This is a genomic window from Mucilaginibacter sp. GW821-FHT07G05 (assembly GCF_059418565.1).
In genome coordinates this window covers 19,570-43,157 of the sequence record NZ_JBWKQC010000013.1, presented here as the reverse complement: position 1 = coordinate 43,157, position 23,588 = coordinate 19,570, and the positions used below count along the sequence as shown (strand labels likewise).

Here is a 23,588-nt window from a genome sequence, read left to right as displayed (position 1 = left end):
CCTATGAGAACGATATTCCTGATATTTTTATACCTGTTACCTCTCGGCTGCCTGGCCCAATACAGCATCAGCGGTAAAATAGTAAACGCTACCGATAATACGGCCTTCCCGGATGCCAGTGTGCTATTAAGTAATACCACCGTGGGCACCAAAAGTAATGATGATGGTAGCTTTACCTTAAACAATGTTATGCCGGGCAAATACACGCTCATAGTATCGGCAGTAGGGTTTGAAAAGTACCAGCAGGAGATAATGGTAAACAAAAACATCGCTGTTAACAATATTAAGCTGGTTACCAAAACTACTGTTTTACAGGATGTAACTATAAAGCTCGACCCGAATCGTAATAAATACCTGGCGATGTTCACCAAGCAATTTCTTGGCAGCAAGGGCAACGCGTTGCAATGTAAAATACTGAATCCGGAAGTATTAAGGTTTGATTTTGACCAGGCTGCCAATGTGCTTTATGCCTATGCCGATGACTTTATAGAGTTAGAGAATAAGGCCCTTGGTTATAAGATCAAATACCTGCTAAAATATTTCTCTACCAATGAATCGTACGGACAAACTTCGTATACCGGCGAGCACGTATTTGAGAAATTAACCGGCGATGCAAAAGCCGAAAAGGAATGGGAAGAAAACCGAAAGGAGGCGTATAATGGCTCGCCTAAGCATTTCTTCCGCTCGCTTATTGCCAATAATTTAAAAAAGGAAAAGTTTTATGTGTTTAAGGTTACGCGTGAAGGCTGGTCGTTACTGCCTAATAAATTGCTCATTAAAAGATTGATTGATAAGGATACCTTAAGGCTAAAGAACATTACTGATGCTGATATATCAAGCACCAGCTTCGGTAAACCGGGCAATGAGAGATTAAAATTAGTTCAGCCGAAATTGGAACGCGCCGATATATTCAGTAAGACTGATCAGCCGGGCTTATATGCCTTGCGATTCGATGACCTGCTTACACACCTTATGTTTGTAATGTACACCAAAAAAACTGTGCTCAAAAACACTTACTATTTTGTGAATACCTCGTTTACTATAGACAAATCTGCCACGTTTATTATATTTAGCAAGCCTTATGCTTTATTTGATGATAACGGCATAGTTGCCAGTTCGGGTAGTATCGTATTTTCGGGCGAATGGAGCGACTCGCGTATTGGCGAGCTTTTACCTGCCGATTATTGGCCCGATAAACAACCCTAAATTATGCGGATAAACCTATTGCTCCTGTTATTCCTGTTACCGGTATGCTGCTTTGCACAATACAGCATCAGCGGTAAAATTGTTAATGCTACGGATGGTTCGCCGTTTGCAGATGCCAGCGTGTTCCTGAGCAAAACTACCGTGGGTACTAAAAGCAATGCCGATGGTACCTTTACCTTAAACAATGCACTGCCGGGGCAGTATACGCTGGCTGTTTCGGCAATAGGTTTTGAAACTTATAACCAAGAGATACTAATTGATAAGAGCGTAACCATTGCCGACATCAAACTCATCCCTAAAACCACCGTATTGCAGGATGTCGTGATCAGGATTGATCCTAACCGCGATAAATATGTTAAGATTTTCACCGAGCAGTTTTTAGGCAAATATGATAATGCCCGCCAATCGCGCATAGTGAACCCCGAAGTAGTGAACTTTTATTTTGATAAAATCACTAATGTACTTACTGCCACTGCCAATGATTTTTTGGAGATAGAAAACAAAGCCCTGGGTTATAAAGTAAAATACCTGCTTAAAGATTTTGAATATGCAGACAATGACGGCTCCGGCAAAACAAGCTACGAAGGCGATTTCCTGTTTGAAAAATTGAAAGGCAAACCCAAAGACGAAAGCCGTTGGCAGCGTAACCGCTTAAATGCCTACAAAGGTTCGGCGAGGCATTTTTTCCGCTCAGCAATAGGTAACATTATACCCGATGAGGGATTTACAGTTTACCGCATCAAGCGCGAAGTAAACGACGGCACCGAAGACACCGCTTTTATCAAGAGCCGGATAGATTACCTCTCGCAAAAGGTGATAGACGGTCGCCCTGTAAAACTGAATGATTCTTTACAATACTATATCAAAAAACGGGATGGTATACCTGTTTTAAGGCTTGATAAAGCAGAACTATCGCCGCTTGATTATATTACCAATACCGATAGAAAAGGCTTGTATGCTATCCGCCTGAATATACAACCCAAGGATCTGCTGTTCGTGATATATAATAACCGGAAAGATGAACGTGCTATTTACGATTTCTTTAACGGCAGTTTTAGTACTAATAAACAAGCCACCATTATCAGCTTCGATAAATCTTACGCTACATTTGATACCAATGGGATGCTAAACAGCTCTAAAAGCCTTACTTTTTCGGGATACTGGACAAGGTTGCGGGTTGCAGATTTGTTGCCGGTAGATTATCAGCCGGGGAAGTAAGGGATTAATTATCCAACTCGCGTCATTGCGAAGTACATCGCATTGTCTTCGTCTTATTCTCAACTATCGTCATTGCGAGGCACGAAGCAATCTCTACTTAGGTTAGGTCTGTGGTGTTATTAACGTTAGCCTGCTCTTGGGCGCAGTGCCCCATTACTTTTGAGCCCAAAAGTAACAAAAGGCTCGTCCAGCAAAAGGCTTCTTTACCGCACAAACCATTTCCCTGCAAACCGTGCAGAACTTGGGCTGGAACTTTTGCCCCGCCGCTCATTTCCTGCCCGCATGCAACAAGTTCCTATGCCCGCCTTTGCGCTCGAGGCCTCCACAGTTCTGCCCGTTTTCACCCGAAGCTGTTTGCTGACGGGGGAACCTCCTTTAAACACTGTCATGCTGAGGCACGAAGCATCTAATCGCTCACCCGCAAGGTAAAGAAGATCCTTCGCTCAGGATGACAGTTAATTATTGCCCTAAACAAAAAATGCCCCGCATTACGCAGGGCATTTATGTTTATAAGTGTGTTAACTTATTTTTGTTCTTCTTCTTCAGGTGTTTTGTCTTCACCTTTTCTGTCGAGGATAACGATCTGGTCGAGCTCTTTGTTGTAGTCTACCTGCATGGTATCACCTTCATGAAGCTCGCCTTTCAGTATCTCTTCAGCAATCGGATCTTCCAGATATTTCTGAATGGCACGTTTAAGCGGACGGGCACCGAACTGAGAGTCGTAACCTTTTTCGGCTATGAACTCTTTAGCGTTTTCGGTAAGTTCAATTTTGTAACCTAAACCGTTAACCCTGCTGAACAGGTAAGCCAGCTCGATATCTATGATCTTGAAGATCTCGTCTTTACCCAATGAGTTAAACACGATCACATCATCAATACGGTTCAAAAACTCAGGAGCGAAGGCACGTTTAAGCGCGTTCTCTATCACACCTCTTGAGTGTGCGTCGGCCTGTGTAGTTTTGGCTGCTGTAGTGAAACCAACACCTTGTCCGAAGTCTTTCAACTGGCGTGCGCCAATGTTCGAGGTCATGATGATGATGGTGTTCCTAAAGTCAACCTTGCGGCCTAACGAATCGGTCAGCTGGCCTTCATCCAATACCTGTAACAGTATGTTGAATACATCGGGGTGAGCTTTTTCAATTTCATCAAGCAATACTACCGCGTAAGGTTTACGACGTACTTTCTCGGTCAGTTGTCCGCCTTCTTCGTAACCTACGTAGCCCGGAGGCGCTCCCACTAAACGTGATACCGCGAATTTCTCCATGTACTCGCTCATATCAATTTGTATCAGCGCGTCTTCAGTGTCGAACATAAAACGGGCAAGCTCTTTGGCCAGCTCGGTTTTACCAACACCTGTAGGGCCCAGGAATATGAACGAACCTATTGGTTTTTTAGGATCTTTCAAACCGGCACGGGTACGTTGTATAGCACGTGTCAGCTTTTTAATAGCATCTTCCTGCCCAATGATCTTGCTTGATATGGTATCGCCCATTTGCAACAGCTTAACGCTATCGGCCTGGCCAACTCTTTGTACCGGGATACCGGTCATCATTGATACTACTTCGGCAACATTATCTTCCGTTACAGTATAACGTTTTGATTTGGTTTCGGCTTCCCATGCTGATTTTGCCTGTTCAAGCTCTTCCAGCAGGTGCTTTTCGGTATCGCGAAGCTTAGCGGCTTCTTCATACTTCTGGCTGCGTACTACCTTGTTCTTTTCAATTTTTATCTGCTCAATCTTTTGCTCAATATCCAATATGTTTTGAGGCACGTGAATATTGGTCAGGTGAACACGTGAGCCCGATTCGTCTAAAGCGTCGATAGCTTTATCCGGTAAAAAGCGATCAGTAATGTAACGTGTTGTTAAGTTAACACAGGCCAAAATTGCTTCCGGAGTATACGTAACACCGTGGTGTTCTTCGTATTTCTCTTTAATCCTGTTTAAAATTTCAACAGTTTCATCCGGTGTAGCCGGTTCAACCATTACCTTTTGGAAACGACGGTCTAAAGCGCCGTCTTTTTCAATGTACTGGCGGTACTCATCTAATGTAGTGGCGCCAATGCACTGGATCTCTCCGCGGGCTAAGGCCGGTTTAAACATGTTTGATGCATCGAGCGAGCCTGAAGCGCCGCCTGCACCAACAATAGTGTGGATCTCGTCGATAAATAAAATTACATCGGGCGATTTTTCCAGTTCGTTCATTACCGCTTTCATGCGCTCCTCAAACTGACCGCGGTATTTAGTACCTGCAACCAATGAGGCCAGATCTAAAGTAACTACACGTTTGTTGAACAATACGCGCGATACCTTACGCTGCACTATGCGTAATGCCAAACCCTCGGCAATGGCAGATTTACCTACGCCCGGCTCACCTATCAAAATAGGGTTGTTCTTTTTACGGCGCGATAATATCTGCGATACCCTTTCAATCTCTTTTTCACGACCAACGATCGGGTCCAAGCGGCCATCTTCGGCGGCTTTGGTTAAATCGCGGCCAAAATTGTCAAGTACCGGGGTTTTTGATTTAATGTCTGATACTTTTTTAGGCTGGCTGAATGATTCTTCTTCTTTAAAATCATCCTCACCTCCTGTTGATGAACCAGGCATCTCGTCGGTTACATCATTTTTGTGGGCTTCCACCTCTGCTTTAAACACCTCGTAGTTCACGTTGAACTGCGATAGTATCTGCGAGGCAATATTATCTTCATCACGAAGTATAGAAAGCAGCAGGTGCTCGGTTCCTATAACATCGCTTTTAAATATCTTAGCTTCAAGATAAGTGATCTTTAATACTTTTTCAGCTTGTTTGGTCAGCGGGATGCTGCCAATATTTACGTTAGTTCCTGTTGTTCCTTTAACAGCATCTTCAACGGCACGGCGCAATTTAGCGGTATCAACGCTAAATCCCTTCAGCAACTTAATTGCAACACCGTCACCGTCGCGTATCAATCCTAATAAAAGATGTTCGGTACCAATATAATCATGCCCAAGGCGCAATGCCTCTTCCCTGCTATACGATATAACATCTTTAACGCGTGGCGAAAATTTAGCTTCCATATAATACCTTTCTGATTAAGAACGTCCCTAATTTATTAATTCAATTTTTAATAGTTAAAAACGTACTGTGCAACATTTATCAACAACATTGCCAATAATTTTCGCTATATAAAAACAGACACTGTTATGATATTGCAATCTATTAATTTTAAGCAAACAGAACAATTATATAACAATAAAACACCGTTTTTTTTATTCTTTTTTACAAAAGCATTGAAATACAATAATTTGATGCGGCAATTGTTAAAAAGTTTAACACAGCGCACTATATTTTTTGTTTAAATGGCAACAAAGGCAATTTCGTCACTATTTATGACAGAACGGCACACGACACATTAACAACTGTTATTAAGATATACGCAAAATCATACCAAACTGATTTGCTAAAGGCATAATTTCCACTCATATTTGACATCTTTTTATTTTGATACTTATGGCAGACGAAAAAATCATATTTTCAATGGCTGGGGTTAGTAAGATCTACCCTCCGCAAAAAACTGTTTTAAAGAATATTTACCTGTCTTTCTTCTACGGCGCTAAAATCGGCGTTATCGGTTTGAACGGTTCGGGTAAATCATCCCTGTTAAAAATTATAGCCGGTATTGATAAAACTAACATTGGCGAGGTTATATTTTCGCCGGGTTACTCGGTAGGCTACCTAAGCCAGGAGCCCGAGCTGGACCCTGAAAAAACCGTGCGCGAAGTGGTGGAAGAAGGCGTGGCCGAAATAACCGCTATATTAAAAGAGTACGAAGACATTAACGAGAAATTCGGACTGGAAGAGTACTACAGCGATGCCGATGCCATGGATAAGCTGATGAACCGCCAGGGCGAGTTACAGGACAAGATAGATGCCGTGAACGCATGGGAGCTTGATACCAAGCTGGAACGTGCCATGGACGCGCTGCGTTGCCCGGAACCTGACACCAAAATTGCGGTACTGTCAGGTGGTGAGCGCCGCCGTGTGGCATTATGCCGCTTATTGTTGCAGGAGCCCGATGTTTTACTGCTTGATGAGCCTACCAACCACCTGGATGCCGAGTCTATCGACTGGCTGGAGCAGCATTTACAACAATATAAAGGTACCGTAATTGCCGTAACGCACGACCGCTACTTCCTTGACAACGTAGCCGGCTGGATCCTGGAGCTTGACCGCGGCGAGGGTATTCCGTGGAAAGGCAACTATTCATCATGGCTGGATCAGAAAGCCAAACGCCTTGCCCAGGAAGAAAAAACCGAAAGCAAACGCCAAAAAACTTTGGAGCGCGAGCTGGAATGGGTGCGCATGGCCCCGAAAGCACGCCAGGCTAAAGGCAAGGCCCGTTTATCGAACTATGAAAAACTGGCATCTGAAGAAACTAAAGACAGGGAAGAAAAACTGGAGCTGTTCATTCCGCCGGGTCCGCGTTTAGGTAATGTGGTAATTGAGGCTACCAACGTAACAAAAAGCTATGGCGATAAATTATTATTTGATAACCTGAGCTTTAGCCTGCCACCCGCGGGCATTGTGGGTATTATTGGCCCCAATGGTGCAGGTAAAACCACACTTTTCCGCCTCATTACAGGGCAGGAACAACCTGATGCAGGTACTTTTCGTGTGGGTGAAACGGTAGCCTTAGGTTATGTTGACCAAATGCACGACGACCTTGACCCTAACAAATCTGTTTGGGAAAACGTAACCGGCGGCCTCGAAACCATTATGGTGGGCAACCGCCCCATTAACTCACGTGCCTATGTATCGCGCTTTAACTTTAACGGCGCCGATCAGCAAAAAAAGGTAGGTGTGCTATCGGGTGGTGAGCGTAACCGTGTCCACTTATCCATCACGCTGAAAAAAGGCTCGAACGTATTATTGCTGGATGAGCCTACCAACGATATCGACGTAAACACGCTGCGTTCATTAGAAGAGGCCCTGGAAAACTTCGGCGGCTGCGCAGTGGTGATCAGTCACGACCGTTGGTTCCTCGACCGTATCTGTACACACATACTGGCTTTTGAAGGCAACTCACAAGTTTACTTCTTTGAGGGTAACTACTCTGATTACGAAGAAAACCGTAAAAAACGTTTAGGTGATGTAGCACCAAAACGCATCAGGTACAAAAAACTGGTATAATACTATTTTTAACAGCCCCGGTCTGAATCAGACCGGGGCTGTTTTTGTTTTACCCATATCAATAAACAAAAAACGGCCGAACAGAAGATCTGTCCGGCCGTTAAATATAGTATGGGTCTTTTTAAGCGGTAAACGCTTCCAAAGCCTTTTCAATTCTTGCCAATGTTTCATCCTTGCCCAATAGCGCGGCAATATCAAACACATGCGGACCAAATTTGCCCCCTACCAGCATAATACGGAAAGGCAGCATTACATCGCCAATTTTAAAGCCTTTTTCTTCGGTAAGCGCTTTAAAGGTGGTTTCTAAATCGGCAGCTTCCCAAGTTGCTGAACCGGCATACTTATCTGCCAGTGCTTTAAAGAATTCGGTTTTACCGTCGGTCCATTTGGGTTTTACCGCGTTAAGATCGTACTCATTAGGTTGCTCAAAAAAGTAAGCGCCCTGGGCATAAAAGTCGGTTAATAACACAGCACGGTCTTTCACCAGTTTAATTACCGATAGCAGGTAATCTTCGTTAGTAACAGCGATGCCCTTATCTTCAAACACCTGCTTTACTTTATCTTTCAGGCTTTCAATTCCTTCGCGCTTTATCCACTCGGCGTTGAACCACTTGGCTTTTTCAAAATCGAATTTCGCCCCGGCTTTGCTTACGCGTTCTATCGAAAACTTCGCTATCAGCTCATCCAGCGTAAAAATCTCCTGATCAGTACCATCGTTCCAGCCTAAAGTGGCCAACAGGTTCAGGAAAGCCTCAGGCAAAAAGCCCAGCTCACGGAAACCCGGTGTAAGTTCGCCGGTTTTATTATCCAGCCAGTTCATGGCATATACCGGGAAACCCAGGCGTGCGCCATCGCGTTTGCTTAGCTTGCCGTGGCCATCGGGTTTTAATATTAAAGGCAAATGCGCCCATTTAGGCATTTCATCCTTCCAACCCAAATACTCCCACAGCAGCAAGTGTACCGGTGCCGATGGCAACCACTCCTCGCCACGGAAAGCATGGGTTATCTTCATCAAATAATCATCAACCACTACGGCCAAATGGTAAGTAGGCATGCCGTCGGCCTTAAGTAATACTTTATCGTCAACCTGGTTGGTTTCAAAGCTTACATAGCCACGCACCATATCATTAAAGTTAATGGTATCGTCCTCGGGCATTTTTATGCGGATAACATGCGGGGTGCCGTCATGTAGTAATTGTTCTACCTCGTGCAATGGCAGGTTCAGTGAGTTCCGCATATCATAACGGTGGCCATGGCCATACTGAAAGTTGGGTACATCCTTACGTTTCTGATCCAGCTCTTCAGTAGTGTCAAAAGCGTAATAGGCATGGCCTTGCGCTACCAGTTTTTCGGCATACTCGCGGTAAAGGGGCTTGCGCTCGCTTTGGCGGTATGGGGCATAAGGGCCGCCAACAACCGGACTTTCATCGGGTGTTAAACCGCACCATGCCAAACAATCCAATATATATTGCTCGGCACCTTCTACGTAGCGGGTTTGGTCGGTATCCTCAATACGCAATATAAATTCGCCATTATGTTTTTTAGCGAAAAGATAATTGAACAATACGGTACGTACACCTCCCAAATGCAAGCCACCCGTTGGACTGGGTGCAAATCTTACTCTAACTTTTTTGTCTGCCATTGTGCCGCAAAGATAGTTTTTAGTAAGTAAGTTAAAAAATACATCCCGGGGAGATGTAAAAGATGATACAGATATGAGGAGAAGGCTGAAAGGTAAAAGCTAAAAGGAGAAAGCCGGCTATAGAAAACGTCTGGGCTCTCTGCGGTTAAAAAGAAGTTGGACAGTTTTTAACCACAAAGTACACAGAGGGAAAAACACGGAGTTACACAGAGATTTACTTTGAGGTTTGTTTTACCGCGGAGTTAGCTGAGTTTTTGCGCAGAGCTTTTTGAGTTTCTTCCCAATCACCTAAATACAACAATCTCTGTGTAACTCCGTGTTTTTCCCTCTGTGTACTTTGTGGTTAAATAAAAACCCATACAATCAATACCCTCTCCCAACGTTAAATGTAAAAAATTCGCACTTTCCTACTTTATTAGTACTTTGGGCAGGTTATTATATGAATCCATATCAACAGAAACGGCGCTGGAAATATTTGCTGCTTGCCTTTGCGGTAGTTATTGCCAGCGGCTCATTGCTATACACCAAGTACCTGGTAAAAAACATCGCCAAATCTGAGCGAACCCGTGCGCAAGTATGGGCGCTGAGCATGAGGCAAGTACTCTCATCGGACGATAACGATTTTCTGAACTACGTTTTTGCCGTGCGCGACAGCCTTACGGTACCTGCCATAGTGGTTGACGACAAGGGCGAGTTCCGTTACACCAAGGGCCTCGATACTACCAAAACCTTTGAAGCCCTTGCCGCCGAAGGTAATAAAGCGCTCACTTACGATACCACTTACTTTAAAACGGAGCTATCGTACATGAAAGAGCAGCACGAACCAATAAAGCTTACCATATTCGATTCGCAATGGCTGGTTTATTATAAAGATTCGGCTTTGCTTACCCAGCTGAAATTTTTCCCTTACATACAGCTCTCCGTTATCGCCATATTTTTACTGACGGCTTATACGGCATTCAGTTCGTCGCGCAAATCAGAACAGAACCAGGTTTGGGTAGGTTTGGCTAAAGAAACCGCGCACCAGTTGGGTACACCAATCTCATCGCTGATGGCATGGATTGAGTTGATGAAAGACAAGTTCAACGCCGAAAACGACCCGTTGATAGCTGAAATGGAGAACGATGTAAAACGGCTGGAAATAGTGGCCGACAGGTTCTCGAAAATTGGCTCGCGCCCGATACTGGAAGACCATATGGTTTTTGATGTGGTGAAAGATTTTATGGACTATTTTCGGGTGCGGGTGAGCGACCGTATCTCGTTTGAAATGTCGGGCGATATGCAGGCCCGGGCTGGGTTAAACATTCCACTGTTTGACTGGGTGCTCGAAAACCTGATGAAGAATGCCGTTAATGCCATACAGGACAAAGGCAGCATCAAGGTTGAAATATCAGAAAACAAAGTTAAAAAGCAAGTATATATTGACGTGACAGATACCGGCAAGGGTATCCCGCGTTCAAAATTCGATACCGTGTTTCAGCCCGGCTATACCACCCGTAAACGGGGCTGGGGCCTGGGGCTGTCGCTTACAAAGCGTATGGTAGAGAACTACCATAACGGACAAATATTTGTACGCGACTCCGAAGTTGGCAAGGGTACCACCTTCAGGATTGTATTGAAAGCAATGAAAAATGATGACTAAACCACAACCATCAGAATATGCCGCGCCGCATGCAGGCTATGTGCAATTAATTGGCGATGAGGATGTATTTGCAGTATTAAATGCACAGCAGCAAAAAAGCTACGATCTGTTTACCGGCTTAAGCGAAGAGCAAGCAAATTACGCCTATGCCGAAGGTAAATGGAACTTTAAACAAGTGGCCGGGCACATGATCGATACCGAGCGGGTGTTTTCTTATCGACTGCTTTGTTTCTCCCGCGAATATCAGGAGCTGCCGGGGTTTGACCAGGATGTATATGTGGATAACAGCACTTTCAACAATCAATCGATACAAGACCTGGCTGAAGAATTTAAGCTATTGCGCACCGCCAATCTGTACATGATAAAGGCATTAACCGATACCCAATTAACAAAAAACGGAATAGCCAGTGGCTACCCCGTTTCGGTAAAAGCTTTAGTATATATGATAGCCGGACATGAGCGGCACCATCTTAATATTTTAAAGGAGCGGTACCTGTAAATTAGTTATTCCACCTGGTACGTTTAGTGCCGTTAACAGAACCAACAACAGATGTTGATACAATAAACTCCGATTCTACCGGTTGGTTTTTGTAATAGCTTGGCAACCATGTTATCGGGAATTTATCAGTGCTGAGCGATATGTTCTGTCTCTGAACGTTACCTTTCTCATCTTTATAGGTTATCACATATTTAGCATTTCCTTTAGTGTCAATATGCGCTACAAGCTCTGCCGCTAAAGTATCGGTTAAAGCGGTAGATACATATATTTTGCTTGTGGCCATTGATGTTAAAAACTCAATAGGGCATAGCGGCAATGGTGCTGATGCATTTTGTTTTACTTCTTCGTTTTTGCTGATAATATTTATTGATACATCTTTCAAATCTTCATTATTCATGTACAATAATTTTTTTTGATCAAAATTGTACCTGATAGATAGCTCCTTTTTTTCGTTAAAATAATACCACGTACCAATGCGCTCTCCCGCTTTGTAATTCCCCTGCACAATAACACCATCGCTTTTTATATTTTTTATGGCAAACACACCATCCTTAGTTTTACCATCGCTGGCAACAGCATAAGTTAATTGGGTGGAATCGTTAATTTTTAGATTTTTTTCTTCCTGTGCAGTGGCCGATAAGGATGCAAGCACTGCAACAGCAGCAATTAGGTTTTTCATGATGATTTTTATATAACTATAAAGTTAGTGAATTGTGCATATAAAAATCAAAATATATTTATACAAAAAAGGTTTTCGTTTAAGCGAAAACCTTTTTTCTGCAAGAGCACAATTGTTTTTAAACAAGGGTTATTGATGTGAATTTAATTTAGAACGTTCATAAACAGCATGTTTAGGTTTTCTTAATTATAATTCATCGAACTTCGTTAACATTTTACTTATCTCTGAAGTAAACTAAACTTAGCGCCATTGTTGTAAATTCTGAAATTATCTACAGAGCCATAATAGTTACTATCCCACCTGTTACGTTTTGTATTAGTAGTATTAGCATTTATAGTTGTAGTTATAATAAATTCCGATTCTACCGCTTTGTCTTTATAAACGCTTGGTAACCATGTTATCGGAAATTTATCGTTATTAAGCGTAACCTTCTGTGTTTTTACAACGCCGTTATCGTCTTTATAAGTAATAGAATATTTTGCGTTGCCACGGGCATCAATGTGTGCCACAATTTCGGCGTTTAAAGCAGCACTTGAGTTGCTGGTTAAGTATAGTTTACTCGCGGCCATTGAAGCTAAATATTCAACGGGGCATAGTGGCAGCGGCGCTGACGCATTCTGTTTTATATCCTCATTGTTGGTAATAATATTTACCGACACGTTTTTCAGATCATCATTATTTATATATATAAGTTTCTTTTGATCGAAGTTATAACGCATAGAAAGTTGCTGGCTATCATTAAAATAGTACCAGGTACCTGCGCGTTCGTTTGCTTTATAATTACCCTGTACAAGTACAGCATCATTTTTTATGTTTTTAATAGCAAACAAGCCGTCTTTGGTTTTACCGTCATTAGCAACAGTGTATGTTATTTCGGTAGAATCATTAAGCTTTGCAGTTTTTTCATTTTGTGCAGTGGCCGATAGCGACGTAAGCACTGCAATTGCGGTTATTAGGTTTTTCATATTGCGTTTTTTATTAGATAACACTAAAGTTAGTGAATTGTACATATGAAATGTAAAATATATTTATATGAAAAAGGGCTTTCGCTTGCACGAAAACCCTTTTTGACAAAATTGTTACAATTATTGTTTGTAATAATCTTCTTTATCAAGCACTTCTTTCTTTTCAATACGGTAAGATACCACCAAACCGAGGCCGCCAAATATGGCTATCAGGCCGAAGTAAATGGCTACATTCTTTTCGCCGTCGCCATCAAATATGGTACGGTCTAAAATATTGGCGAGGAATAAACCCAAACCCGAGCCAATTAATAATAAGCCCCATTTTAAATATTTGTAAGGTGCCGGATGTGCCTTAAAGCCGCGCGGATCCATACCACGCTCAATCATGGCCATTCTTTCTTTATTACTCAGGTATACTATCCCGAAAACTGTTGCTAACAATCCTAATGCTACAAGCGTTAAAGCTATTGAGGGTTCCATAATAATATAATTTTTATAATTTGATATTTTGTTTACTAAAGCACCATTGTGGTGTATTTGTAAACTATGACCACACGTTTTTAAAACAGGTTACACCCTGTTTTACATTTTTTTTCAGAAATGTATCTGATAATAAATATTACCTTTAAGTAAGTGTTTAGCATTGAACATAAAGCCGCGCATCCATCGTAATGAAATACAACCTTAAACAGCTCTATACAGCTTTAACAGCAGCCGTTATATGGTTCGGGCTTGGCTTGCAGCTTTATATCTCCACCAGGCAATATATGGTAGAGGGGTATTCGTTTGCCGGTGCCTTGGTGCAAATCATCAGCTTTTTTACTATCGAAACTAATATACTGGTCGCAGTAGCTTTAACATCGGTATTAACATCTCCTCAAAAAACATGGGGACGGTATTTCTCCCGCATTTCGGTAATAACCGCTGTTACCTTATACATAGTTATTGTAGGACTAATTTACAACACCATATTAAAGGACTTGTGGCAGCCAAAAGGCCTGTTTAAACTTACCGACGATCTGCTGCATACCATTAGCCCGATATTGCTGCTATTGTATTGGCTTGTTTTTGTACCCAAGCAGCATATATCGTGGCGGCAAATGTTACCATGGCTTATATTTCCTTTTGTGTATTTTATATACAGCCTCATCAGGGGGGCAATAACGGGTGGTTATCCGTACGGCTTTATTGATGCCGCTAAGTTAGGCTATCAGCAGGTAGCAATAAATTCGGTAATCGTTTTAATATTGTTTTTGGTGATAGGCAGCTTTTTCGTACTCATTACAAAGTTCGCGGGCCGAACTAACAAGGCATAAAAATAAATGTGCCTTAAAAATTAAAAAGGCTGTAACCTGTATTGTAAAAGCGGCGTCAGAGAGGTTGTATTATATATGCAGAGCAAGCTTTCAGATATCGAATTAATTGAGCACACCCTTGGCGGCGACCAATCGGCTTATGCCGACCTGGTAAAACGTCATCAGCGGTTTGTGTTTACGCTGGCTATGCGTTTTGCTAAAAACCGTGAAGATGCCGAGGAGATTGCGCAGGACTGCTTCGTAAAAGCTTATCGCTCCTTGCAAGCTTTTCAGGGACAGGCAAAATTCAGCACATGGTTGTATAGCATAGTTTATACTACAGCCATGACATTTTTGCGCAAAAGGCGTATAGGCACCACATCGATAGATGACGAAATGACATGCGTGCAAATAGAAAATAAACCATCGGCCTACGATGCGCATAATATTGAGAACAAATCGCGGTCATATTACCTGAATATGGCCATTGAGCAGCTTTTACCGGATGATGCCGCCATTATAACCTTGTTTTACAAAGGCGAACAATCATTAGAGGAAATAGCCCAAACTTTAGGTATGGAAGCCAATACGGTGAAGGTAAAACTATTCAGGGCGCGCCAGCGTTTGAAAGAACGGCTGGAGCGTAATTTAAAACATGAAGCTAAAGAACTGATATGAATAGCATAGAAGAAAAACTTTGGAACTACATTGATGGCAACTGCACTCCCGAAGAGCAGCAAGCCATTAGTTTGCTGATTGAGCAGAATGAGGCTTACCGCAATACATATAACGAATTGCTGGCTTTAAATGTAGAAATGGCCACTATAGAACTGGATGAACCGCCTATGGCCTTCACCTATAATGTACTGGAGCAAATACGTGCCGAGCAGGCGCATAAGCCATTAAAGGCCGCCATCGATAAACGTATTATTACGGGCATTGCGGCTTTCTTTTTAATAAGCATAAGCGTATTGGTAATCTATATGCTAACGCAGATCAACTGGACAAGTGACAGTACCGGTTGGCGTATGCCTGAAATAAAAGCGCCGGAATTAAAAGCGCCCGACCTGAAAAATGTTTTCTCAGGCACTATAGTACAAAGCATTTTATTTATTGATACCGTGCTGGGGCTTTTCCTGTTTGATGGTTGGTTATGCAGGCGCAACATGCCAAAAACTGCTTAATGTGTTCATATTTGTGTATAGAAATACCAACAGTGAGCAAATTTGTACATATAAATTGTTTAATATTATAAACACCGTTAAGCTAAAAAGCGCTGTAATTTATGATTAAAGACATATTTACCATAACATTTAGTTTGGTACAGTAATTGTAATACATAATACGAACTGGTAAACTTACCGGTTTAATTGTGATAAGGTTTAGGTTGAAAGTCCCCCGGAGCAAGTCTGGGGGGCTTTTTATTTTTAGGCCTGTTACATCTTCAATAATTATTTCATCTCTTCATTTACTTTTCATGTCGCAACATTAATTTGGCGCTTGCTTTTAAAAATCTATTGCAATTGATAACTTCGTATAAATTCGTACAGCTGAACCACATGAAAAAAAGGATAATTAATGTTATGGTCGCCATACTTTGTGTATGCGCGTTAAACTCTTATGCGCAGCAGCAACCGCGCATCCCCGAAGCAAGTTCTACACAAACCATTATACAAGATTTTGGCTTAGGTAAAATAAGTCTCACGTACTCGCGCCCAAATGTTAAAGGGCGTAAAATATTTGGCGGTATACAGCCTTACGGCGAAGTGTGGCGCACAGGCGCTAACGCGGCTACCACCATCACCTTTAGCGAAGAAGTCTTAGTAGCCGGCAATAAAGTAGCGGCGGGTACTTACTCATTGTTCACTATCCCCGGAGCTACCGAGTGGACCGTGATCCTCAACAAAACGGCTAAACAATGGGGCGCTTATACCTACAAACAGGAAGATGATGTAGTGAGGTTTAAAGTAGCGCCCATTAAATTGCAGGAAAAACGCGAAACCTTTACCATCGCTTTCGCTAACGTAACCACCAAAACTGCCGAACTTTATTTACTGTGGGATTATACTGCCGTAGCCATTAAGCTGGCCACCAATGATGATGCACAGATCACCGCTAATATTGATGAGCTGATGAAAGGCCCTAAAAAGCCATACTTTAACGCTATTCAGTATTATTATGAAAACGACAAAGACCTCAACAAAGCGCTTGTTTGGGTAGCCGAAGCCGAAAAAGCCGAACCTAAAGGCCCATGGTTTAAACTATGGAAAGCCCGCATCCTGTTAAAACAAGGCAATAAAAAAGGCGCCATAGCTGCCGCTAACGAAGGTATAAAACTGGCGAAAGCGAGTAATGACGACGAATATGTTCGTTTGAATCAGAATGTGGTCGATCAGGCTACTGAAGAGAAGTAAGGAGATTCTCCCGACATAGAGACTTACTTCCCTCCACCCTGTCATTCTGAGCGGAGCGAAGAATCTTCTTCAACATACTAATTAACGAATAGATGCTTCGTTCCTCAGCATGACAGTTAGTGAATTCCCCTCCATCCTGTCATTCTGAGTTGTAAAATCCGGGGCCTCTAAGGGTAAAATGACATGTAAAAAATATATTTGATAATCAATCACTTACAAACATGTCATGGGTAGCATAGCGAAGAATCTTCTTCGCCATGCTAATTGACAAACAGATGCTTCGTGCCTCAGCATGACAGTTGATGATTTCCCTCCACCCTGTCATTCTGAGCATAGCGAAGAATCTTCTTCGCCATGCTAATTGACGAACAGATGCTTCGTTCCTCAGCATGACAGGTATTTGAACAAAACTCAATTAAGGCCCGGTTCTGCCGGGCTTTTTTGTGGATTGAGTTGATTGAGCAGCATGGCTATCGGTATTAAAACAATACAGCCAATGGCATTAAGCCAAAGGTAGGCCACCACCTGGTAATAGCCCAGCACACATACAATGCTTTCGGTAATAATAGCCGCTATAAAAACCGGCGTGCCCTTTATCCGCTTAAAATAAAAAGCCACTACAAACACACCTAAAATGGTACCGTACAGGTATGAGCCTAACTGGTTAACGGCTTCAAGCAGGTTACCAAGCTTACTTGCATAAAGCGCCATGCCAATGCTTGCCACGCCCCAAATAATAATGGCCAGTCGCGAAGCATTCAGGTAGTTTTTGTCGGACGCGTTGGGGTTAATGATGCGCTTGTAAATATCAACCACGCTGGTTGATGCCAGTGAATTTAGGGCGCTGGCCGTTGAACCCATCGATGCCAGGAAAACAATAGCGATCAGCAGGCCTATCAAGCCCTGTGGTAAGTATTGGGTAACAAAGGTGAGGAAGATGTAATTGGTATCATCGGTATCGGCACGCTCGTTATTTTGTTTCATTAAACCGATGGCATCCTTGCGGATAGCGAGGGCTTTTTCGTCGGCTTGTTTCAGGGCTTGCTTTGCCGTGTTGATCTGTTGCTCATCTTTACCATCGATGGCTGTAAGCAGCAGTTCGGCACGCGATTTCCGTTGCGCAAAGGCATCGGCATATTGGGTTTCGAGGGCGTTGTATTGCGGTGCCAGTTTGCTTTTCTTAATTACATCAACCTCGTACCGGTTAAAAAACACCGGCGGCCTGTTAAACTGGTAAAACGCGAATACCAGCACACCAAGCAGTAATATTAAAAACTGCATCGGTATTTTGATCAGCCCGTTCATGATGAGCCCCATGCGACTTTGCCCCACCGAGCTGCCTGTTAAGTAGCGCCCAACCTGGCTTTGATCTGTACCGAAATAAGAGAGTTGCAAAAAGAAACCGCCGATGATACCGCTCCATATAGTATAGCGGTTATCCGGGTCAAACTTCCAGTCTATCACATTCATGCGCCCCAGCTTGCCGCCCAATTTGAGCGCGTCGGTAAAGCCAACATTGCCGGGCAACAGGTGCACTACAATTACCCCTGCCACAAACATGCCCGCGAAAATGATACTCATTTGCAGCATCTGCGTATACGATACCGCCCTGCTGCCACCATACACCGTATAAAATATAACAATGCTGCCGATGAACAGGGTGGTGTAAACGGTATCGATCTTCAGGATGGTTGACAGGATGATAGACGGCGCGTAAATGGTAATACCGGTAGAAAGGCCGCGTTGCACCAAAAACAGAAAGGAAGTAAGCGCACGGGTTTTCAGATCGAAACGCTGCTCTAAAAACTCGTAAGCGGTGTAAACTTTGAGGCGGTGAAATATGGGTACAAAGGTAATGCACAGCACGATCATGGCCAGCGGCAACCCGAAGTAGAACTGCACGAAGCTCATCCCGCTGGTATAAGCCTGGCCGGGGGCCGATAGAAAGGTGATGGCACTGGCTTGCGTAGCCATTACCGAAAGGCCTACGTTATACCACGGCAACGAGCGGTTGCCCACCAAAAACTGATCGATATTTTTATTGCTGCCGCTTTTCCACAGGCCATAGCCAACTATAGAACAAATGGTGAGGGCAAGAACTATCCAATCGGTAAGGCTCATTCAAACATTTTAGTAATGAGCCAAAATACAGAAATAAGAAAAACCAGCCAAACAACCACAAGGATGTAAAACTGGTTCCAGTTATTTATAAAAGAAGGTAATTCGTTATTATTTGGCGTTTTCACGGCCTTTCACCAGCTTGCTGATAAACAATGCAGCGGTTAATAAACCTAAAACACCACCAATTGGGATGTAAATTAAGCCTCTGTCAACAATTGCACCTACAAATAAGCCGGCTAAAAGACCTGCAATATAGTAAAGTGAGTAAAAGTTGTTATCCTCTTTTGGTTCGTTATGATGTTGTGTCATGTTCTTTTTATGTGTTGCTGCAAATTTAATTGATTAAGCTATAGATGCCTAATGTTAAATGGTAATTTTTTAGCTACCCTGCCTTGCCTAAAGTATGCTTAATAGGTTTCAGCAAGTTTTAGGGCGTTGTAAGCGTTAACAATACCGCCGCTTTTGCACAGATCGCTAAAAGGCACTTTAACTTCCTTGCTGCCATCCCTCATCTTTACCTGGTGCTTAACCGGTGTAACCGATTTCATGATGATCTCTTTAACCTGTGCCGCGCTCAATTTAGGATAATACGAGCGGATAAGCACCGCCAAACCAGTTACTACAGGTGATGCCATACTGGTACCATCGTACGCGATATAGCCCGAACCCGGCGCGCATGAGTTGATCTTTACTCCCGGCGCAAAAACATCAACGGTTTCTTTACCGTAGCATGAAAACGGCGCTTTCAAAGTTTCATCGTCAATGTAAGATGACGCGCCTACCTCTATCCAGTTGGCAGCGCTACTGCTGTTATCGGCATAGTTGCGGTTAGGGTAACGAATGGCTTTGTCGCGGTTGGTATTTTCATTGCCTGCGGCGTGTACAATCAATACATCTTTGCTCATGGCAAATTTAACGGCATCGTCAACCGCTTTTTTATCGGCCGGGTAGGTTTTGCCGAAGCTCATGTTAATTACCTTCGCGCCATTCTCAACAGCATAGCGTATACCGTTGGCTACGTCTTTATCACGTTCGTCGCCGGTTGGCACCACTTGTACTACTATTATTCGCGCGTCGTTAGCTACGCCCTTTATACCTATATTATTATCACGTGCCGCGGCTATAATACCCGCCACATGTGTACCGTGCTCATTATGCGGACCGGTTACGTCCGAATTGCCATAAAAATGTTCACTGCTGTTGGCATAATTGTCGCCCACGGTATCGCGCGGGTCAAAATTAAAATTCAAGTGATAATTCAATTGCTCTGCAGCACGTTGTGCCGGGCCCGTAATTTCATCCTTTTTAAAGGCAGCGTAGTCCATTTCGCCCAACGCGTCTATCATCGTTTTGCGTATGTAGGCTTCCGCGTCGCTGTTGGCTGTAAAGTCTTTAAAATCCTGCGCGGTAGGGTTATCCTTTTTCATTTGAGCCATTATACCGTATAGTAATTCGCTGAAACGATTGATAAAGGCTAACCGCTTTTGGTATTTGGTGGTTTGTACTTCCACTTCCTTTTTCATGGCGCGGTAGTTCTTATATCCGTCCGCGTCTTCAGGTTTTACCGCTGTAGAATCAATGTTTTCGTACTTGTCTTTTTGCTGCCTTAACAGCCGCACCAGTTCCATATTATCGTATTGGATATTGCCCTTCGCCGGCGAACCGATAAAGCACCAGCCATGCACATCATCGGCAAAGCCATTTTTATCATCATCAGTTTTATTACCTGCTACTTCGCCGGGGTTTGTCCACAGTACTTGTTTTAAATCTTCATGGTTAATATCCACACCGCCATCAATTACACCTACCAATACGGGCACATGCTTTTTATTTTTGAGCAGCTCATTGTAGGCCTTTTCGGTACTTATACCAAATACACCATCGGCTTTTAAATCGAGGTTTTGCCAGTTCTCTTTGGGTTTATCGGCTTTTTGCGCGTAGGTAAATAAGGGCAGCGACAGGCCGGCAATGAGGCAGGCCTTTTTCATCAGATTATACACAATCATGTATGCGTGGCGATAAGGTTAATATTTGTTGAGCTATGTTTATTTAGCCCTGAAAGTAACACTTTTTTAATACAAATAATAATAAACAAAAAAGCGGTGACAGATGCTTTTTCCGCACCCATCACCGCCCTTTATTAAAATATATACTATCTAACTTTTCGGTTTGCTCAATAAGTTGATGAACAACCTGTACGCGCCCGGTACACCGGCGGGCAGCTCCCTGAAGAATGCCAGCGAGGTATACACAAAACGCCCTTTGCCATAATCAGCCACTATCAGCGAGCCATTATTGGGTCCTTCGTTGGTGTCGTGCATTTGCAGCGGGGTTTTGTATTGCGGGTCGATGTCACTTACAAAGTACAGGCCGCGTTCCTGTATCCAGTTGCTGAAATCGGCATCGGTAATTTTGTTAGGATAGTTCAACACCGGGTTTTGCGCATCGGTAATGGTTACTTTGGCATCCTCCTCGGTAACACGCTGGTTAACCGGGCGAAATGGGTATGGCCCAATCTGACTGGTGACCAAACCATTATTATTATTGTACTGCACCACCAGGTTACCACCGTTTTTAACATAGTTAAGCAGGGCGGGCTGTTCGTAAACTAACCTTTCGTTCACGTTGTAGGCACGTACACCGGTAACAATGGCATCATAGGCAGATAGATCGGTATTCATGATCTCGCTTTCGGTAAGCAGGTGCACATTGTAACCAACCTGGCGCAAAGCATCGGGCATCTGGTCGCCCGCGCCTACGATGTAACCTATATTTTTACCTGAGGTTTTTAGGTCGATGTTCACCAAACGGGTTTGCGCCGGGGGGAACAAAGTAATATTGGGGATATGCTCATATTTTATGCGAAGGATACTTTGCGAAAAGGCTTTGCCATTGGCTTCAACAGCGGCATCCAAAGCGCTCACGCTCGATTTATTACTTAATGGTGTAACGGTAAACAAAGCTGTCCATTCATCGCCCTTGTGTTTGCCTGCAAAGTCAACCTTTTCCGGGCTGATCTTCCATCCTGCTACAGGTTTCAGGCTGATGCTGCCGGTGGAATTGGTAAAGCTTTTCAGTTTTATTTGCAGGGTTTGTGGTTGCTGGGTATTAAACACGTATACCTTATCGGCTATATTGGCGGTAACAATAGGCGCTATCTCAATAGGCTGATAAACCTCGCCACGCACCGGATCGGTATATTTATAAAGCACAGTGCGTTCATATTGCAGATCGCGGCCGTTTATTAAAAAGTCGAAAGTTACTTTTGGCGGTTCAGGGTTTTCGGGGTTGCCTGCCAGGGTATCTGCCGGTAAAGTATACATGCCAATACCATGCGGAGCGGCAAGCCAGTAAGGCTGTGTAAGCTGCGCGGCAACCGGCGAACTTTCAAAGCTTTTCATTTGGTTTTTAGGCAAAGCCACGCCGCCTCTGAAACCAACAATGCTTTGTTGTATACCAATGTTAGCCAGTTTAATGTTACTATCAACCCGGTTAATAATTTGTGAGTTAACCCGCATTACATCGCCAACGGCATAAGTGGGGTCGAGCGCGTAGCTTTCAAACCATAATCCTGCGCATGCGGCAATTACTTCTTTTAATTCGTTGGTTTTTTGTTGCTGCCAGTAGGCATCTTTAATATTTTCAACCTTGTCATATAGTTTTATCAGTGCCGGTACTGATCTTTCGGGATGCTCGCCATCCAGGGCTTTTTGTATAGTGGTTACTTCTGTACTTAATGCCGGAGCCTTTACCCTGCCCCAGCCGGTATCTACACCGTCCATCAGGTCGGCTTTGGGGGCATCGCCCAATATGGTTTTAAAATACTCGAACGATTGCCCGCGTTGCTTAGCAGCGCCAAAGCCCTGCGATTTATGGTTCGAGCGACTTTCGGCCGCTATTTCGCCATAGCCTTTGCCTAAAAGTGGATTATACACACCTACGTCTATCCTGAACTGATCGGGTGCCGTCGTATTGGTACTGCCAAAGTTGAAGGTATTCCACAGCAGGCGTTTGGCCTGCCATACCTGTACATATTTTAGTTGTTCGGGGAAACGTTTTGGGTCGGCAGCAGCGCTAAAGGCTTCCTGGGCTAAAATGGCCGAAGTGGTATGGTGACCGTGGCCACCTTCGCCGGTGGTAGGAAAACGGCATATCATTACATCGGGCCTGAACTTGCGTATCACCCACACTACATCGCCCAGCACCTTTTCTTTGTCCCATATCTTCAGCGTTTCCTCGGGGTTCTTTGAAAAACCGAAATCATTAGCACGGGTAAAAAATTGTTCGGCGCCATCCACACGGCGGGCGGCTAAAAGTTCCTGCGTGCGTATCAATCCTAACAATTCGCTTTGCTCGTTACCTATCAGGTTTTGGCCGCCATCGCCACGGGTGAGCGAGAGATAGCCGGTACGGTAATGTTTTTCGTTGGCCAGGTAAGCCAGTAAACGGGTGTTCTCGTCATCAGGGTGGGCGGCTACATATAGTACACTTCCTAATACGTTCAGCTTTTTCAAATCCTGTTTAATGGTTGCCTCATCTGCCGGCGGTGCCGACTGCGCGAATATACGGCCGCATGTAAGTAGCAATGCAGCAATTAGTTTAGCCCGTTTCATGCGGCAAAAATATATAAAGTATGCCGTCCTTGTTAATATGTAACAATAAAATGAAGAAACTATGTAAAATTGACATCAACAAGCTATTAATTAATCGATTGATTAACTTTTTAATATTGATAA

Annotated in this window: 18 protein-coding genes; 9 read left to right on the top strand and 9 right to left on the bottom strand. The window is 43.5% G+C overall.

Features of this window, described 5'->3' with window-relative positions:
* Positions 1-3: 3 nt before the first annotated feature.
* Together AC07NA_RS24085 and AC07NA_RS24080 are read left to right on the top strand one after the other, a co-directional pair.
* On the top strand, positions 4-1,206 hold the full coding sequence (locus tag AC07NA_RS24085) for a carboxypeptidase-like regulatory domain-containing protein (RefSeq protein WP_494900404.1): 1,203 nt from the start codon (positions 4-6) through the stop codon (positions 1,204-1,206).
* Positions 1,207-1,209: 3 nt separating this feature from the next.
* The gene (locus tag AC07NA_RS24080; RefSeq protein WP_494900402.1) at positions 1,210-2,424 is read left to right on the top strand and encodes a carboxypeptidase-like regulatory domain-containing protein; all 1,215 of its coding nucleotides are present in this window, start codon (positions 1,210-1,212) and stop codon (positions 2,422-2,424) included.
* Positions 2,425-2,947: 523 nt separating this feature from the next.
* Here AC07NA_RS24080 and AC07NA_RS24075 read toward each other — a convergent pair.
* Entirely contained in the window at positions 2,948-5,482 is a 2,535-nt protein-coding gene (locus AC07NA_RS24075) for an ATP-dependent Clp protease ATP-binding subunit (protein WP_494900400.1), read from the bottom strand.
* A 433-nt stretch (positions 5,483-5,915) separates the two neighbouring features.
* On the opposite strand from AC07NA_RS24075, the gene ettA reads away from it, so the two are divergent.
* Entirely contained in the window at positions 5,916-7,595 is a 1,680-nt protein-coding gene (gene ettA / locus AC07NA_RS24070; protein WP_345213317.1) for an energy-dependent translational throttle protein EttA, read from the top strand.
* Positions 7,596-7,716: 121 nt separating this feature from the next.
* Here the strand turns inward: ettA and gltX are convergent, their stop codons facing one another.
* Positions 7,717-9,237: a glutamate--tRNA ligase gene (gene gltX / locus AC07NA_RS24065; protein ID WP_494900398.1), complete on the bottom strand. Its 1,521-nt coding sequence runs from the start codon at positions 9,235-9,237 to the stop codon at positions 7,717-7,719.
* A 439-nt stretch (positions 9,238-9,676) separates the two neighbouring features.
* On the opposite strand from gltX, the gene AC07NA_RS24060 reads away from it, so the two are divergent.
* Together AC07NA_RS24060 and AC07NA_RS24055 are read left to right on the top strand one after the other, a co-directional pair.
* Positions 9,677-10,879, top strand: coding sequence for a sensor histidine kinase (locus tag AC07NA_RS24060; RefSeq protein ID WP_494900396.1), 1,203 nt, complete (start codon positions 9,677-9,679; stop codon positions 10,877-10,879).
* Entirely contained in the window at positions 10,869-11,378 is a 510-nt protein-coding gene (locus tag AC07NA_RS24055) for a DinB family protein (RefSeq protein ID WP_494900394.1), read from the top strand. Before AC07NA_RS24060 ends, AC07NA_RS24055 begins: the two co-directional genes overlap by 11 nt.
* 1 nt (position 11,379) lies before the next feature.
* Here the strand turns inward: AC07NA_RS24055 and AC07NA_RS24050 are convergent, their stop codons facing one another.
* From AC07NA_RS24050 to AC07NA_RS24040, 3 genes are all read right to left on the bottom strand, one after another.
* Positions 11,380-12,057, bottom strand: coding sequence for a hypothetical protein (locus AC07NA_RS24050; protein ID WP_494900392.1), 678 nt, complete (start codon positions 12,055-12,057; stop codon positions 11,380-11,382).
* Between the two features lie 218 nt (positions 12,058-12,275).
* Complete coding sequence (locus AC07NA_RS24045; RefSeq protein WP_494900391.1) at positions 12,276-13,022, bottom strand: hypothetical protein; 747 nt, start codon at positions 13,020-13,022, stop codon at positions 12,276-12,278.
* 120 nt (positions 13,023-13,142) lie between these two features.
* Positions 13,143-13,502, bottom strand: a complete 360-nt coding sequence (locus AC07NA_RS24040) for a DUF6249 domain-containing protein (RefSeq protein WP_494900390.1) — start codon at positions 13,500-13,502, stop codon at positions 13,143-13,145.
* Between the two features lie 191 nt (positions 13,503-13,693).
* Between AC07NA_RS24040 and AC07NA_RS24035 the strand changes: the two genes are divergently transcribed.
* The 4 genes from AC07NA_RS24035 to AC07NA_RS24020 all read left to right on the top strand — a co-directional run bounded on the left by AC07NA_RS24035 (position 13,694) and on the right by AC07NA_RS24020 (position 16,731).
* On the top strand, positions 13,694-14,338 hold the full coding sequence (locus AC07NA_RS24035; protein ID WP_494900389.1) for a Pr6Pr family membrane protein: 645 nt from the start codon (positions 13,694-13,696) through the stop codon (positions 14,336-14,338).
* Between the two features lie 75 nt (positions 14,339-14,413).
* Entirely contained in the window at positions 14,414-14,995 is a 582-nt protein-coding gene (locus AC07NA_RS24030) for an RNA polymerase sigma factor (protein WP_494900388.1), read from the top strand.
* Positions 14,992-15,501, top strand: a complete 510-nt coding sequence (locus tag AC07NA_RS24025) for an anti-sigma factor (RefSeq protein WP_494900386.1) — start codon at positions 14,992-14,994, stop codon at positions 15,499-15,501. The genes AC07NA_RS24030 and AC07NA_RS24025 overlap by 4 nt, the downstream gene beginning before the upstream one ends.
* 375 nt (positions 15,502-15,876) lie before the next feature.
* The gene (locus tag AC07NA_RS24020) at positions 15,877-16,731 is read left to right on the top strand and encodes a DUF2911 domain-containing protein (protein WP_494900385.1); all 855 of its coding nucleotides are present in this window, start codon (positions 15,877-15,879) and stop codon (positions 16,729-16,731) included.
* Positions 16,732-17,142: 411 nt separating this feature from the next.
* On the opposite strand, the gene AC07NA_RS24015 is transcribed toward AC07NA_RS24020, so the two are convergent.
* The 4 genes from AC07NA_RS24015 to AC07NA_RS24000 all read right to left on the bottom strand — a co-directional run bounded on the left by AC07NA_RS24015 (position 17,143) and on the right by AC07NA_RS24000 (position 23,465).
* Complete coding sequence (locus tag AC07NA_RS24015) at positions 17,143-18,852, bottom strand: sodium:solute symporter family protein (RefSeq protein ID WP_494900384.1); 1,710 nt, start codon at positions 18,850-18,852, stop codon at positions 17,143-17,145.
* A gap of 108 nt (positions 18,853-18,960) precedes the next feature.
* Complete coding sequence (locus AC07NA_RS24010) at positions 18,961-19,161, bottom strand: hypothetical protein (RefSeq protein ID WP_494900383.1); 201 nt, start codon at positions 19,159-19,161, stop codon at positions 18,961-18,963.
* A 98-nt stretch (positions 19,162-19,259) separates the two neighbouring features.
* Positions 19,260-20,858 carry a S8 family serine peptidase gene (locus AC07NA_RS24005; RefSeq protein ID WP_494900381.1) on the bottom strand — a complete coding sequence of 533 codons (1,599 nt, stop codon included), beginning with the start codon at positions 20,856-20,858 and terminating at the stop codon, positions 19,260-19,262.
* Between the two features lie 150 nt (positions 20,859-21,008).
* Positions 21,009-23,465: a PIG-L family deacetylase gene (locus AC07NA_RS24000; RefSeq protein ID WP_494900379.1), complete on the bottom strand. Its 2,457-nt coding sequence runs from the start codon at positions 23,463-23,465 to the stop codon at positions 21,009-21,011.
* Positions 23,466-23,588 lie beyond the last annotated feature (123 nt).